This window comes from Enterobacter sp. 04-C-12-SI-ECC, assembly GCF_047530715.1.
Lineage (GTDB): Bacteria > Pseudomonadota > Gammaproteobacteria > Enterobacterales > Enterobacteriaceae > Enterobacter > Enterobacter bugandensis.
Map to the genome: position 1 here is coordinate 1 of NZ_JBLKDI010000037.1, position 12,843 is coordinate 12,843.

General features: G+C 51.8%; 15 protein-coding genes and 2 pseudogenes. 5 read left to right on the forward strand and 12 right to left on the reverse strand.

Translation table 11 applies throughout. From position 1 onward, the window contains the following. Positions 1-74 precede the first annotated feature (74 nt). On the forward strand, positions 75-1,415 hold the full coding sequence (locus ACMWL8_RS24650; RefSeq protein ID WP_004196353.1) for an IS1202-like element ISEsa1 family transposase: 1,341 nt from the start codon (positions 75-77) through the stop codon (positions 1,413-1,415). A 255-nt stretch (positions 1,416-1,670) separates the two neighbouring features. On the opposite strand, the gene ACMWL8_RS24655 is transcribed toward ACMWL8_RS24650, so the two are convergent. From ACMWL8_RS24655 to ACMWL8_RS24690, 8 genes and pseudogenes are all read right to left on the reverse strand, one after another. Continuing rightward, positions 1,671-2,093, reverse strand: coding sequence for a nickel resistance OB fold protein NcrY (locus ACMWL8_RS24655; RefSeq protein ID WP_032072095.1), 423 nt, complete (start codon positions 2,091-2,093; stop codon positions 1,671-1,673). A gap of 161 nt (positions 2,094-2,254) precedes the next feature. Continuing rightward, complete coding sequence (locus ACMWL8_RS24660; RefSeq protein ID WP_004196366.1) at positions 2,255-3,385, reverse strand: Ni(II)/Co(II) efflux transporter permease subunit NcrC; 1,131 nt, start codon at positions 3,383-3,385, stop codon at positions 2,255-2,257. Positions 3,386-3,397: 12 nt separating this feature from the next. Next, a complete protein-coding gene (locus ACMWL8_RS24665) occupies positions 3,398-3,667 on the reverse strand; it encodes a nickel-sensing transcriptional repressor NcrB (protein ID WP_004196355.1) in 270 nt (89 codons plus the stop codon). A 105-nt stretch (positions 3,668-3,772) separates the two neighbouring features. Beyond that, positions 3,773-5,071 carry an MFS transporter gene (nirA, locus tag ACMWL8_RS24670; protein ID WP_004196314.1) on the reverse strand — a complete coding sequence of 433 codons (1,299 nt, stop codon included), beginning with the start codon at positions 5,069-5,071 and terminating at the stop codon, positions 3,773-3,775. 233 nt (positions 5,072-5,304) lie between these two features. Beyond that, complete coding sequence (locus ACMWL8_RS24675; protein ID WP_004196325.1) at positions 5,305-6,063, reverse strand: hypothetical protein; 759 nt, start codon at positions 6,061-6,063, stop codon at positions 5,305-5,307. Positions 6,064-6,116: 53 nt separating this feature from the next. Then, complete coding sequence (locus tag ACMWL8_RS24680) at positions 6,117-7,037, reverse strand: methyltransferase domain-containing protein (RefSeq protein WP_004196315.1); 921 nt, start codon at positions 7,035-7,037, stop codon at positions 6,117-6,119. Positions 7,038-7,099: 62 nt separating this feature from the next. Beyond that, positions 7,100-7,471, reverse strand: coding sequence for a hypothetical protein (locus ACMWL8_RS24685; protein WP_004196359.1), 372 nt, complete (start codon positions 7,469-7,471; stop codon positions 7,100-7,102). Positions 7,472-7,595: 124 nt separating this feature from the next. Beyond that, positions 7,596-7,740, reverse strand: a pseudogene (locus ACMWL8_RS24690) (MFS transporter); the annotation flags it as partial. Between the two features lie 77 nt (positions 7,741-7,817). On the opposite strand from ACMWL8_RS24690, the gene ACMWL8_RS24695 reads away from it, so the two are divergent. Next, on the forward strand, positions 7,818-8,795 hold the full coding sequence (locus ACMWL8_RS24695) for a chromate resistance protein ChrB domain-containing protein (RefSeq protein ID WP_004196334.1): 978 nt from the start codon (positions 7,818-7,820) through the stop codon (positions 8,793-8,795). Further along, on the forward strand, positions 8,752-10,128 hold the full coding sequence (chrA, locus tag ACMWL8_RS24700) for a chromate efflux transporter (RefSeq protein ID WP_004196363.1): 1,377 nt from the start codon (positions 8,752-8,754) through the stop codon (positions 10,126-10,128). Before ACMWL8_RS24695 ends, chrA begins: the two co-directional genes overlap by 44 nt. 30 nt (positions 10,129-10,158) lie before the next feature. Here chrA and ACMWL8_RS24705 read toward each other — a convergent pair whose 3' ends face one another. The 4 genes and pseudogenes from ACMWL8_RS24705 to ydfV form a co-directional block, all read right to left on the reverse strand. Then, the gene (locus tag ACMWL8_RS24705; RefSeq protein ID WP_004196322.1) at positions 10,159-10,848 is read right to left on the reverse strand and encodes a hypothetical protein; all 690 of its coding nucleotides are present in this window, start codon (positions 10,846-10,848) and stop codon (positions 10,159-10,161) included. A 13-nt stretch (positions 10,849-10,861) separates the two neighbouring features. Further along, complete coding sequence (locus ACMWL8_RS24710) at positions 10,862-11,599, reverse strand: HupE/UreJ family protein (protein WP_008460272.1); 738 nt, start codon at positions 11,597-11,599, stop codon at positions 10,862-10,864. A gap of 43 nt (positions 11,600-11,642) precedes the next feature. Then, positions 11,643-12,008 carry a hypothetical protein gene (locus ACMWL8_RS24715; protein ID WP_009651956.1) on the reverse strand — a complete coding sequence of 122 codons (366 nt, stop codon included), beginning with the start codon at positions 12,006-12,008 and terminating at the stop codon, positions 11,643-11,645. Positions 12,009-12,135: 127 nt separating this feature from the next. After that, a pseudogene (ydfV, locus tag ACMWL8_RS24720) lies at positions 12,136-12,234 on the reverse strand (protein YdfV); the annotation flags it as partial. 24 nt (positions 12,235-12,258) lie between these two features. On the opposite strand from ydfV, the gene relB reads away from it, so the two are divergent. Both relB and relE read left to right on the forward strand, forming a co-directional pair. Continuing rightward, the gene (gene relB, locus ACMWL8_RS24725; RefSeq protein ID WP_004196370.1) at positions 12,259-12,498 is read left to right on the forward strand and encodes a type II toxin-antitoxin system antitoxin RelB; all 240 of its coding nucleotides are present in this window, start codon (positions 12,259-12,261) and stop codon (positions 12,496-12,498) included. Beyond that, on the forward strand, positions 12,498-12,785 hold the full coding sequence (relE, locus tag ACMWL8_RS24730; RefSeq protein ID WP_000323025.1) for a type II toxin-antitoxin system mRNA interferase RelE: 288 nt from the start codon (positions 12,498-12,500) through the stop codon (positions 12,783-12,785). The genes relB and relE overlap by 1 nt, the downstream gene beginning before the upstream one ends. Positions 12,786-12,843 lie beyond the last annotated feature (58 nt).

The window sequence follows — 12,843 nt, forward strand, 5'->3', positions numbered from 1 at the left end:
TGTTAACACCAAGCTGTAATGTCCCCTTTGAACCATTCTAAAATGTCCCCAGACAATTCTCTGGGGGATTTTTCATGATCAAAGAGACTGTTACGATGAGTCATAAGGAACTCCACCGACTTCAGATTATTCAGGAGTCAATTAATCGACATATTACTCAGGAACAAGCTGCGGCACGCATTGGCATTTCTATTCGGCAGGTTAAACGTCTGGTGCAACGGTATAGAAATGAAGGGCCTTCTGGTCTGGTTTCCCACCGACGTGGAAAGCGTCCTAATAATTCCTTTTCTACTGAATTCAGAGCAACAGTAATTTCACTCCTCAAAGGCCGTTACGCTGATTTTGGACCTACGTTTGCGTGCGAAAAATTGCGCGAGATACACGGTTTATCTTTATCCGTTGAAACTCTCAGAAAGTGGATGATAGAAGAGGGGTTATGGCGTGAACGCCGTCGTAAAATTGCCCGTATATATCAACGCCGCATGCGACGACCATCTTACGGTGAACTGATCCAGATTGATGGCTCACCTCATGACTGGTTTGAAAATCGAGGCCCCAGATGTACACTGATCGTTTTCATTGATGATGCCACCAGTGCGTTGATGGCGTTGCGTTTTGTGCCTGCTGAAACAACCCGGGCTTACATGGAAACCCTCCGGGGTTACCTTAATGATCATGGCGTACCGCTCGCTCTCTACTCTGATAGACACAGTATATTCAGGGTAAATAACCCAGAGCGGGAAGGTGAGCTGACCCAGTTCACTCGTGCGATAAAGACACTGGGCATCGAGCCAATCCATGCCAACAGCCCGCAGGCAAAAGGGCGGGTAGAGCGCGCCAATCAGACACTACAGGACAGGCTGGTCAAAGAAATGCGGCTTCAGAATATCAGTGATATTGAAACAGCAAATGCATGGTTGCCGACCTTTATTGAAGCCTATAACAACCGGTTCGCTACGTCGCCTCGTACTACTGATAATGCTCATCTTGATGTGCACCATTCTGAAGAGGAACTGGGTTATATCTTCAGCCTACAGGCGAAGCGCGTTCTGTCTAAAAATCTCACTTTCCAGTACAAAAGCAGTGCGTTTCAGGTACGCAGTGAGGGCCGGGGATATCGACTTAGGCATTCGGTTGTTACTGTATGCGAGAACTTTGACGGTGAAATTAACGTTCTGTATGACGGGAAAGCGCTGGGCTGGGAAAAGTATGTTGATGGCCCGGAGCCTATACCACTGGATGATGAAAAGAGTGTCCATGAACGAGTGGATAATGCCCGTATTGATTTACGCTCAAAATACTATGTTAAACCTAAAGCTGACCATCCCTGGCTTACGCGCCGAACGCAAAGTCATCAGCAAGTTAAGCCCCCGAAGTTACCTAAAAAGAAGCCTGATCCCGATAAAAAAGATTGAAACCAAGATCGATTCGGTTGAGTGCATATCCATTCATAGGGTAGATTCTTAAGTCGCGTTTCTGGTGTTCATTTTCGGGTGGTTTGTTACTTGTTTTACCGGGGATATGCCAGAAACGCGCTGAGTCAGTCTGGGCGGTGCGCGTAATGCGGCGTTATGGTAAATAGCCTATGCTAATGTCCGCTAAGAGCGAGAAGCGGACGTTTGGTTGACGAACTATATATATAAAAAAACATAGCCCGTCAGAATTGTGTTTTAGGGTTTGCTGATAACTGCAACATATAAAATTGAACCATCATTTTCATGGCTTACCGGTCCACTGACCCGTACCAGGTCCTGAGCATCGAAGTGCTGCCCGTTCCAGACTTTCTGCGGGATGCGGACTTTGATGGTACCGGTTGGGTCGCGGAACGTATACCACTCGTCCTGCTGCTGGCTGACAACATTGCCTTCCAGTGTGATCCACGCCCCTTCGTGCATTGACGATACGATCTGAATCCGGCTTTGACTATTCTCCTGCTGAACTTTATGACCGGCATACATGTGCTCAGTGACGACAGGCTCTTTCTCTGCGGAGAAGCCACCTTGCGCTGCCAGAGCAGGAATGGCGATGAACGAAGTGAGTAACACTCCGGTGACGAACTGACTGAAATATTGTTTTTGCATAGCAGATTCCATTTATAATTTTACATCCCCCATGGGGGATATTGTCGATGATAAATGAGCGGCTATAAAAGCTCAATTCCTATCCCCGGCAGGGGGATAAAAATATGATGGGCTTCAGAAATATAAAACCCACCGGTTGGTGGGTTCAGGCGTGAGATTCATACAGGAGAAAATCAGCTCGTTACGCCGATCCAGCCGTGATAGCCCATGTAAATGCCGACAAGTGCAATCAGTACGCTTGAGAAGTATGGAGCCCGCCGCGCCAGCGTATCCAGGCCACTCCAGCGTTTGGTTGCCTGACGAACGCTGAAAGCCGCCGCTGCGCCCACTGAAACCAGCGTGATCGCTAAACCGATGCTGAAACACAGTACCAGCGCGGCACCGAGCGTAAATTCCTTCACCTGGATGCAGAGCAGCAAAACGGTAATGGCTGCCGGGCAAGGAATAAGGCCGCCGGTCAGGCCGAACAGGATTATTTGTCCGGTGGTTACGCTGCGATTCGCAAAACGTTTTTTGATGTCGTTCGCATGCGCTTTTTCGTGAGCATCCTGATATTCGCGAGAATTAACATCCAGACCTTCCAGCGAGGAATGATCGTGGTCGTGTTCATGTTCACGGAATTCCACATCATAATCATGCACATGGCCGCGATGGCCTAAAGACAGGCGAACATCAAAGCTGTGTGGCTCCGGGATCGCCAGGGCCGATTCCATAAACCCGTCTTTTTCGACGAAATCAAATACCTGTGAAAATGTCCCTGGACCACGGTTGGTCACCAGAGAAATGTCGCGAGCTTCCCATTTCTTGCCGCTGAGCGAGCGTAAACGCCAGTGAGGGGGTTGTCCTTCTTCGAAAATCGAGAGTTCAACGCTGCCATGGCCCGTATCGATGATGCGGGTTTCGTCATGATCGTGATGACCGTGGCTGTGTTCCTCTTCCTGCTCCATCTTCCACAGCTTTTCGCCGCGCCAGGTTCGCCAGAACATCCATGCCGCCGTACCGAGAATGATGACGGCGGAAATCAGCTGAAACCAGGGTTCGGCTGATTCAGCAGTGAATTTCTGACTGATATACATTCCGCCGAACGCAATGAGCCAGACAACAGACGTATGAGAAATTGTCGCGGCAAGCCCCAGTAATACCGCTTGCTTGACCGTTCCCCGGATGGCCACAATAAAGGCGGCCATCATCGTTTTGGAATGCCCTGGCTCCAGTCCGTGAAGCGCACCGAGCAAAATAGCGCTGGGGATGAACAGCCAGGCATTGGCCACGCCTTGCTGTAAAAGAGTGGAAAAATCAGTCATGTTTCGCTTGCCTTAAAGATATTTAGTTATCTCTTTAAATTCGCTAAGCGTCTTATCAGACTCCGTGTGGTCAGCATGAAGGGCATCCTCCAGGCAGTGATCCAGATGGTCATGAATTAAGGTACGCTTCGCATTCGTTATCGCCTTTTCCACAGCGTGCAGTTGCTGGGCGATATCCAGACATGCTTTCTCATCTTCGAGCATCTGGATGGTACTTTTCAGGTGCCCTGCGGCACGTTTAAGTCTTTTAATAATGTCAGGGTGTGATGCATGAACGGTCATGGTTTATCCTCTCCAGGTGGAAGGGATAAGATAATGTGTATCAACGCCATGGTCACACTTTTTATCGGCTTATCCTCTCCTGATACGTTGTCTTTTTTTGGGAAATTACTTCTCTTTCTTCGGCCAGGACGGATGTTCATCGTCAATGACGAAATCATGCTCATGGGTCGATTCGTTGTTTGTTTCCGGGTCTTTGTGGCTGTGAACCTGAGCGTACACTTCATGCTCAGGACGCCAGATAAGTACGGCGGTGACCAGCGACAATGTTGCCACAACAGTCAGGGCGATGAATGAAGCCTGTGTCCCCCATGCCGCACCAACCCATCCGGCCAGCGGATAAGTCACCAGCCAGCATGAATGTGACAGTGCAAACTGGGCGGCAAACAGCGCCGGTCTGTCTTCCGCTGTTGACGAACGGCGCAGCAGGCGACCACCCGGTGTCTGAGAAAGTGAATAGCCCACCCCCAGCAGTGCCCAGAGCACAACCAGCGTGATGTAATCCTTCAGGAAAATGCCTGACCCCAGGCCAATGACTAAAAGCGCCGTACCTGCAAGCATCGGCATACGGTCGCTCATGTTGTCGAGGAGTCTGGGGAGAACCAGGGCCGATACCATGGACCCCACGCCGAAGAAGGCCAGCGCAATAGCGGTAGACCGCTGTGAGAAACCAAAGTCCGCCTGAACCAGAACGACGGTGTTGACGATAACCATTGCACTCGCTGCCGCTACGGCCATGTTGAGTGCCAGCAGGCCGCGCAGTCTGGGCGTTTTCAGGAAGATGCGCATACCTCGTGTAGTTTTGTCATAGATGCTGCGTTTGACCGTTAACGCTTTCATCTTCGGCAGTGTCACGGAAACAACCAGAGCTGCTGAAGCAAGGAACCCGACTGCCGTACCGGCAAACAGGTTGTGGAAACTCATGACCGTCAGCAGTGCAGCCGCCAGCATAGGGCTGATGACGCTTTCAAGATCGTAGGCCAGACGTGACAGAGACAGCGCCCGGGTATATTCACGTTCGTCAGGAAGAATATCCGGGATAGTTGCCTGGAAAGTAGGCGTAAACGCCGCCGAGGCAGCCTGAAGAATGAAGATCAGGATGTAGATTTCCCATATCTGGGTGACAAAAGGCAGCGTGATAGCCACGAGAGCGCGAACCAGGTCCAGTGTTACCAGCATGGTGCGACGCGGGAATTTATCGGCAAAAGCCGCCGCCACGGGCGCAACAAGAATATAGGCGCTCATTTTGATAGCCAGCGCGGTACCCAGCACTGCCCCGGCTCTGTCACCTGCGAGATCGTAGGCCAGTAACCCTAACGCAACGGTCGCCAGACCGGTGCCAATAAGGGCGATAACCTGTGCCATAAACAGGTGGCGATAGGTACGATTAGAAAGAATGTTGAGCATCAGGAAATCTCTTGGTTTGAAATCACATCCCCCCCAGGGGGATATTCAAAGCATAGAGGGACCTGAAAAAAATGACAAGCTTTATCCGGGTGAGGAGGATACTGATTCGTCTGTTATCTTGGATGTTAAATAAAAAAGCTTCAGGTATCCCAGCGTTATACCTGAAGCAGCATAAAAAGTGTCGAAGGTGTTATCGCCGCTTCCCTGCGCAGCCCCTCCTGACGAGAAGGGAATTAACTCAGTTGTCCCAGACAGGTTTTCAGGCTCAACCGGGTGGCTTCAATATCACTATGGATAATGGTGCACCAGTCATCACGGTTAGCCCGAATGACCTCCAGCCAGTTATTCAGTGCCTGATTAAACGCCATGGTTTTCTCGCGCTGCGGCCAGCTCATCTGGTTAGTGCTGTAAATGTCCTGCCCTGGCTGCGGCATTAGTACGGTTTGCTGCGTCGACATCCGGGAAGTCACCGGCCAGGTATCAGAGTTGCCATCCCAGGAAGGCATCACCGGGAAACCCGCTCCGCGCAAGGCCATATCCCAGGTGGCATCAAACAGGTATGTTTTGCCCTGTAGCTCAAAAGCCACAGTGTCATGAAATCCCTGTGTTTGCGGCAAAATTGCCAGAATATCCGCAGGTACAGGCAAATCAGCCCAGTCAAACCGCACCAGCTTTCGCTTTGCCGTAATGCCACCATCGGTCAGCAGTCGTTCGGCAGCAGCGGCTTTATGACGGCAGTCGCCAAAGCCCTGCTGAAACAGACTCATGCTTTCGCCATTCCATGCACCGAGCTGATAGGGTATCCGCCTGACCAGCTCAAAAATGGCTCTTCGCAGTTCAGTTGAGCCAGGTTTAAGCCCGAGCGACTGCAAAACCCAGCCCGGCGTTATCGCCTCTTGTTGATTGCGGCGGGTGTTTATTTTTTGCCATGTTTCACTGACTTTTTCAGCCAGAGAGGCTGCCAGGGTTTCCCCCGGCAGTAATGTTGTCATCAGCAACGCTCCTGTGGTGGTGAGAAAATGTCTGCGCGTCAACATATCGGGCGTTACACCTCTACGTTGCGACGAAGCGCCGACATAACCAGTGATTCACAGACCACTTCTTCATCCTCTGCCCGCTTTACGCCGGGGAAGACCATCTGACTTACCGGGGACGAACGAAGCCGGTGATAACGGGCAATCGCGCCATTCATTCCTCCCATTTGCTTACGTCTGACCAGCCGCAGTCCGTGCTCCCAGGCGACTTCATCCATCGCGCTCGCCAGAACAGGGTCATGGTTGAAGATCAGGACGCCATCCTCTTTCAGCAGGCGTGCAGCGCTGCGAAGGAAAGCCGTGTAATCCTGTTCGAAATAGGCCGCTGCCTGGGAGTAGATAATATCGACCTCACCTGCCTGAACACCTCTGTTTTCCAGCGCTCCCAGCCCGGCTGCTGTCACGTAAGGATGCTCAGTCACGCCTTTTGGCAGCGATGCATGCCACGGTGTGAGATTAGTGAAGTGCAGGAATACGCTTTCCCCAAGTTGCTCCCTGAACTCCCCGGAAAGCCCGGAAATCGTCGCCTGATGGCCGGCACATTCCTCAGCGCGAAAACCCGCCCAGGCGGCACCAATTTCCAGGAAGGTGACTTTCCCGTTTTTGTGGTGAATGTTTTTCGCATAGTGGGCGATGTCGAACCCAATTTCTCGCGCCAGGCGAAATGAACCGCCGCTGGATGTCCAGGGGCCATCAAAGCCAAAGGCAAGGATCGCTTTGAGCATCGAGCCCGTTTCCTGATGCATCATTTTCAGGAACGGAATGACTTTACGCCGTGAAGGAACCGGGACATTCGGACGCATTTTTTTGGCCTGAAGGTCGCGATTAACGCCCATGCAGAGCGTCTGCCAGTGCAGGGGATCAACACGATAATTGAGTGCAGTGAAATTACGCGCAATCTCTCGACGCGCCTGGATAGAGTCTTTATACATAGCCTCTCCGCTAAATCTGAAGTTGATTAAAGCCGGGCAGCAAAAACTGCCGGTAACAGCGATCAGATCTGGCGGATGCTGGGAGGACGGTAAATGATGTCCGTGGCCTTAACCGGGCTACGAAGATCGGCAAGCGGCAACCATCTGTCTGTTACAGGAGAGAGGGAAATCTCTACAGAGGGCGGCTGCTCAGGGGTTTCATGGAAATGGTCTGTCTGATGATGGCCTGCGTGGCCAGACTGAGGGATATCCGAATCGTGAGAGTGATCCTGCATTGACATGGTGACTTCTGCGTCATGCAGATTCATCTCGTAGCCTGTCAGGCCGTTTGTACCGTGCGACGCAAACGTCACCATCGACGACATCATCATGCCAATGGCCATGATGACGATCATCAGAACATAACGGGGCGAACGTTTAAACATCGGGTACATCGCTGATTGCTTTCCTCAATAGACAATGACAACGGTATAAAAAGATTAGCATCCCCCCGGGGAGGATGTAAGGGCTGGAATGTAAAGTCTTGTATTGGCGATATGAATAAAAAGGCCCGCATAATGCATCAGCGACCGGGGCGACCAGAATATAAGCAAGCATCTTCATTGCCAGCGCCGTTCCCGACTCCCCCTGCCCTGTCGCCCGCCAGCAGGCCCAGTGCAACGGTAGCAAGACCGGTACCGATAAGAGCAATTATGAGCACCATAAAAAGATAGCGATATGTACGGTTAGAAAGACTGAAAATATGTAGCAATCTCTACCATATGTATTAATCTCTACACTATGAAACTACATATCCTTATTCTGACACTGCCCACTGAGCAGGCCACATTACGTATGCGTGTCTGGCGGGCATTAAAAAATACCGGTGCCGCCATGCTGCGCGACGGCGTTTATCTGTTGCCTGAAGCGCAACAGAGCCATGAGATTTTTAACGAGATGAGTCGTGAAATCAGCGGTGAGGGAGGAACGGCCTTTGTTTTTGACGCAGAGACTTCCGACGAAGAGAAAATTCGCCCGTTATTCGATCGCTCTCAGCAGTACCTGATCCTGATGGAGAGCCTTCAGGTTTGTAAAAACGACCTTAATGAGGAAACCGCGGTCAGCCAACTGAAGATGGTAAGAAAACTTCGTCGCGAGCTGGATCGGATTGTGGCGATTGATTTCTTTCCTGGTGAAGCGCAGGCGCAGGCCATTTTTGCCTTGTCAGAACTGGAAGCTGGCATTAACAGGTTCATCTCTCCCGGAGAGCCTCATGCCGTCAGTGGCTTGCTGACACGGCTGAAGCCTGAGGATTTTCATAACAGGATCTGGGCTACGCGTCGCCGGCCATGGATTGACAGGCTTGCCAGCGCCTGGCTTATACGGCGTTTTATCGACCAGGATGCGCAGTTTCTCTGGCTTAAGGATGGCAACGATTGCCCGGAAGAGGCGGTGGGGTTTGATTTTGATGGCGCGACCTTCAGCCACATCGACAATCGTGTGACCTTTGAAGTGCTGATGGTCCGCTTCGGGCTGACGGGGGATGCCCTGAATGGTCTGGGGATGCTTGTGCATTACCTTGATGTTGGCGGGGTTCAGCCCCCCGAAGCCGCTGGCGTTGAAAGTGTACTGGCAGGATTGCGTGAAAGCATTACGGATGATGACACATTACTCACAGCGGCCTGTTCGCTGTTTGACGGTCTGTTAACGACGTTTGAAATGAGGTCCGGCCATGATGAACAAAACGGAGTTGCTGACGCTGGCAGAGGAAAACGTTAAGCCCAAGCCGGTCCCCCTGAAGGAGGCGTTCTGGTTCTGGATGAAGCTGGGTTTTATCAGCTTTGGCGGTCCTGCCGGACAGATTGCGATCATGCATCAGGAACTGGTCGAGAACCGGCGCTGGATTTCCGAGTCCCGTTTTCTCCACGCACTCAATTTCTGTATGGTGCTGCCCGGTCCGGAAGCTCAGCAACTTGCCACCTACATTGGCTGGCTGATGCACAGGACCTTGGGCGGAGTGATAGCGGGTTTGTTATTTATCCTTCCCTCACTTTTTATTCTTATCGCGTTGTCGTGGATCTATATCGCCTGGGGAGACGTTGCCATTATTGCCGGTATCTTTTACGGCATTAAACCCGCCGTGGCGGCAATCGTGCTGCAGGCGGCGCATCGCATCGGCTCCCGTGCGCTGAAACACGGTGCCCACTGGGCCATAGCTGCTGCGGCTTTTGTGGCCGTTTTCGCCCTGAACGTTCCTTTTCCCGTCATCGTTATTTCAGCAGCGATAACTGGCTTTATCGGCGGACGCATCGCGCCGGAAAAATTTCACAGCGGCAGCGGGCATAACAAACAGGAGAAAGCCGCCGTTGATGCTGCGGTTATTGACGATCATACGCCCGTACCGGCGCATGCCCTGTTCAGCTGGGCGAAACTGTTAAGGATTGTGGCAGCGGGTGCACTGCTCTGGCTTATTCCCATGACGGTGCTGACGCTGGGGCTGGGCTGGGCGCATCCGGTGACGCAGATGGGCTGGTTCTTTACCAAGGCTGCGCTCCTTACCTTCGGTGGGGCCTACGCCGTCCTGCCATACGTTTATCAGGGTGCTGTCGTCAATTTTGGCTGGCTGACTGCCGGGCAGATGATGGACGGGCTGGCGCTGGGAGAAACCACGCCCGGCCCGCTGATTATGGTGGTCACGTTTGTCGGATTTGTGGGCGGGTATACCCATGCCGTTTTTGGCGCGGATATGCTGTTTGTCGGCGGCGCCGTTGCCGCCTGCATGGTGACCTGGTTTACCTTTCTCCCGTCCTTCATTTTCGTGCTGGCAGGCGGGCCGTTTATCGAAACGACCCACAACAAGGCGGGTTTCACGGCACCTTTAACCGCCATCACAGCGGCCGTAGTGGGCGTCATTGTTAATCTGGGGCTGTTTTTTATCTGGCATACCGTATGGCCGGAAGGCGCAAAGGGAGGGATCGATATCCCTGCCGCCCTGATTGCCGTCGCCGCTGCGTTTGCGCTTTTCAGATTAAAATGGAAGGTTACGCACGTTATTGCCATGGCGGCTCTCGCCGGGCTGATACTCCGCCTGACCGGGCTGTCAGCTGTGTGAAAAGGGGCAGGTTATCCTGCCCCTGATTTATCAGATAACCCGTTTGATGTTCAGGTAGTCGCCGGTTGTATCAAGCTGGATCGTGATGGTCTCAGAACCACGATTTCGCCAGAACCAGCCATGTTTACCCTCGAACGCGGCCTGTAAAACGCCGTCTCCGGATGTGATCTGCCGGGCTTTACCATAGCCATGGTAGAAGCCTTTCGGGGCGTTGACCGGATCGCCGTGCGCATCCACGTTTACCGGTCCGGAACTTGTCCACTGATAGGTCACGCGGGCATCTTTGCGCATTTCCAGTTTAACTTCAGCAGCTTCGTTAGGCTTCAGGGTGATGAGCATCTGATGACGTTGCGAGCCAGCCGATGGTACTTCCGGCGCGCGCGTGGTCGCCGGAACGCTCAGCTCCGGGTAGGTGTTCTGCGTTATTGCCGGAGGATTATCCGGGATCGGTCGCTCATTAACTGGCGCAGCCAGCTGTCCTTGCTGAACAGCGCTGGCCTGATTATCGGCATCAGCTTCTTCGGCAAGCTGCGTTTTGATTTCTCCCATCTGCTTAAGCCCCAGTAAACGACCCACGCCAGTAGGATCAATGCCGTATTCCGAAGGCATGACGACGGTGATCAGCAGCGTCAGCGCCACGATGGCGGCGAGGATAGTGGACTGCATCAGTTTGATGGCAGAAGGTAATTCTGCGCGTGTTGGTAAATCAGTGTTGTACATTGTTTTGTCTCCCTCAGGCTAAAATGTAGCCACAAAGCTGGTAACTCATTAACAGAAATCCCGCGCTCATCATCACCACATTGGCGGTATAAGCGTGTCGGAAAAAGCTCGCCGTTTGCCGCCAGTAGCTCATAACGATCAGGATGGCGCTCAGCGCGAGCAGCTGGCCGATCTCAACGCCAATGTTGAAGGCAATCAGGTTGACAAACAGGCCATCGGGAGAGATTTCGAATTCCTGGATTTTGGTTGCCAGACCAAAACCGTGGAAGAATCCAAAGATGAGCGTCGCAAGCTTCGTGTTGGGCTGAACGCCAAACCAGCGCTGGAATGCCCCGAGGTTATCAAGCGCTTTATAGACCACGGACAGCCCGATAATGGCGTCAATAAGGTAAGCACTGACGCTGATATCAAAGAAGGTGCCGATGAGCAGCGTCGTTGAATGCCCGATAGCGAACAGGCTAACGTACAGCCCGATATCACGCATTTTGTAGAGAAAGAAAATCACCCCGAACAGAAACAGCAGATGATCGTAACCGGTCACCATGTGCTTCGCGCCAAGGTAGATAAACGGGATGATGTTCACCCCGGTGATTTCCTGGATGTACCCTTTGTCGCCTTCCGCCACGCCGTGCGCATACGCGCCCTGGCTGTAGAAAAGCAGTAACAACAGGAAAAACAGACAAGCCGAACGCGCCTGAGCTGAAAGCAGGCGAGCGCTCAACCGGCCCTGTGTATCAAGGCTGGTATACATAAAAATCCTTACATGTTGAATAATAACGAATTAGCAGAAGTTATTACGCAGACAGGATTCTCGGAGGGCGTTCGGGGGTGGACTGCGGCATTTGCAGTATTTGTTCTGAACTCAACGCATATATCACCCGCATGCCCGGATTCCATGCGTGCAGAGTAGGCAGAGCAAAGAGTTTATTCAGATCGTGGGAATGATCGGCATTGAGGTGATGCACGCTACCGTGGGAGTGAAACAACAATGGATCGTGCTCATTCAGTGGTTCATCGCTGTCGTGTTGATGGTCACTGATGGACGTTGTTTCCTGAACGCTGTATGCAGCCTGTGGCTTTGCCATAAACGAACTGCTCAGCACGGCAACAGCCATGATGATAAGCACGATTCTGGAAATGACTTCACGGCTGATAAACACAGTTAACGGCATCCTGATGATACAAAGTAACAACGTGCGTAATGTATCCGCTATGCTGGCTTGATTTCAATAGTTGTTTTGAGTTTGGTTTTGTCTGAAATGTTCAACAAATCCTGCCGTCCACTTCTGGCACAAAGCGGACAGTGATCACCGTTCTTACGACTACTTTCTGACTTACTTCGTGACTTGCCCTAAGCATGTTGTAGTGCGATACTTGTAATGACATTTGTAATTACAAGGGGTGTAAGACATGGGTAGCATTAACCTACGTATTGACGATGAACTTAAAGCGCGTTCTTACGCCGCGCTTGAAAAAATGGGCGTAACTCCTTCTGAAGCGCTTCGTCTCATGCTCGAGTATATCGCTGACAATGAACGCTTGCCGTTCAAACAGACACTCCTGAGTGATGAAGATGCTGAACTTGTGGAGATAGTGAAAGAACGACTTTGTAATCCTAAGCCAGTACGTGTGACGCTGGATGAACTCTGATGGCGTATTTTCTGGATTTTGACGAGCGGGCACTAAAGGAATGGCGAAAGCTGGGCTCGACGGTACGTGAACAGTTGAAAAAGAAGCTGGTTGAAGTACTTGAGTCACCCCGGATTGAAGCAAACAAGCTCCGTGGTATGCCTGATTGTTACAAGATTAAGCTCCGGTCTTCAGGCTATCGCCTTGTATACCAGGTTATAGACGAGAAAGTTGTCGTTTTCGTGATTTCTGTTGGGAAAAGAGAACGCTCGGAAGTATATAGCGAGGCGGTCAAACGCATTCTCTGAACCAAAGCATGACATCTCTGTTTCGCACCGAAGGTGACACTTCTGCTTTGCGTTGACA

Coding starts and splice junctions, on each gene's coding strand:
- ACMWL8_RS24650 (WP_004196353.1), top strand. CDS start 75: ATGATCAAAGAGACTGTTACGATGAGTCATAAGGAACTCCACCGACTT.
- ACMWL8_RS24685 (WP_004196359.1), bottom strand. CDS start 7,471: ATGTACCCGATGTTTAAACGTTCGCCCCGTTATGTTCTGATGATCGTC.
- relB (WP_004196370.1), top strand. CDS start 12,259: ATGGGTAGCATTAACCTACGTATTGACGATGAACTTAAAGCGCGTTCT.
- ACMWL8_RS24655 (WP_032072095.1), bottom strand. CDS start 2,093: ATGGAATCTGCTATGCAAAAACAATATTTCAGTCAGTTCGTCACCGGA.
- ACMWL8_RS24705 (WP_004196322.1), bottom strand. CDS start 10,848: ATGTACAACACTGATTTACCAACACGCGCAGAATTACCTTCTGCCATC.
- ACMWL8_RS24710 (WP_008460272.1), bottom strand. CDS start 11,599: ATGTATACCAGCCTTGATACACAGGGCCGGTTGAGCGCTCGCCTGCTT.
- ACMWL8_RS24665 (WP_004196355.1), bottom strand. CDS start 3,667: ATGACCGTTCATGCATCACACCCTGACATTATTAAAAGACTTAAACGT.
- ACMWL8_RS24675 (WP_004196325.1), bottom strand. CDS start 6,063: ATGACAACATTACTGCCGGGGGAAACCCTGGCAGCCTCTCTGGCTGAA.
- ACMWL8_RS24695 (WP_004196334.1), top strand. CDS start 7,818: ATGAAACTACATATCCTTATTCTGACACTGCCCACTGAGCAGGCCACA.
- nirA (WP_004196314.1), bottom strand. CDS start 5,071: ATGCTCAACATTCTTTCTAATCGTACCTATCGCCACCTGTTTATGGCA.
- ACMWL8_RS24680 (WP_004196315.1), bottom strand. CDS start 7,037: ATGTATAAAGACTCTATCCAGGCGCGTCGAGAGATTGCGCGTAATTTC.
- chrA (WP_004196363.1), top strand. CDS start 8,752: ATGAACAAAACGGAGTTGCTGACGCTGGCAGAGGAAAACGTTAAGCCC.
- relE (WP_000323025.1), top strand. CDS start 12,498: ATGGCGTATTTTCTGGATTTTGACGAGCGGGCACTAAAGGAATGGCGA.
- ACMWL8_RS24660 (WP_004196366.1), bottom strand. CDS start 3,385: ATGACTGATTTTTCCACTCTTTTACAGCAAGGCGTGGCCAATGCCTGG.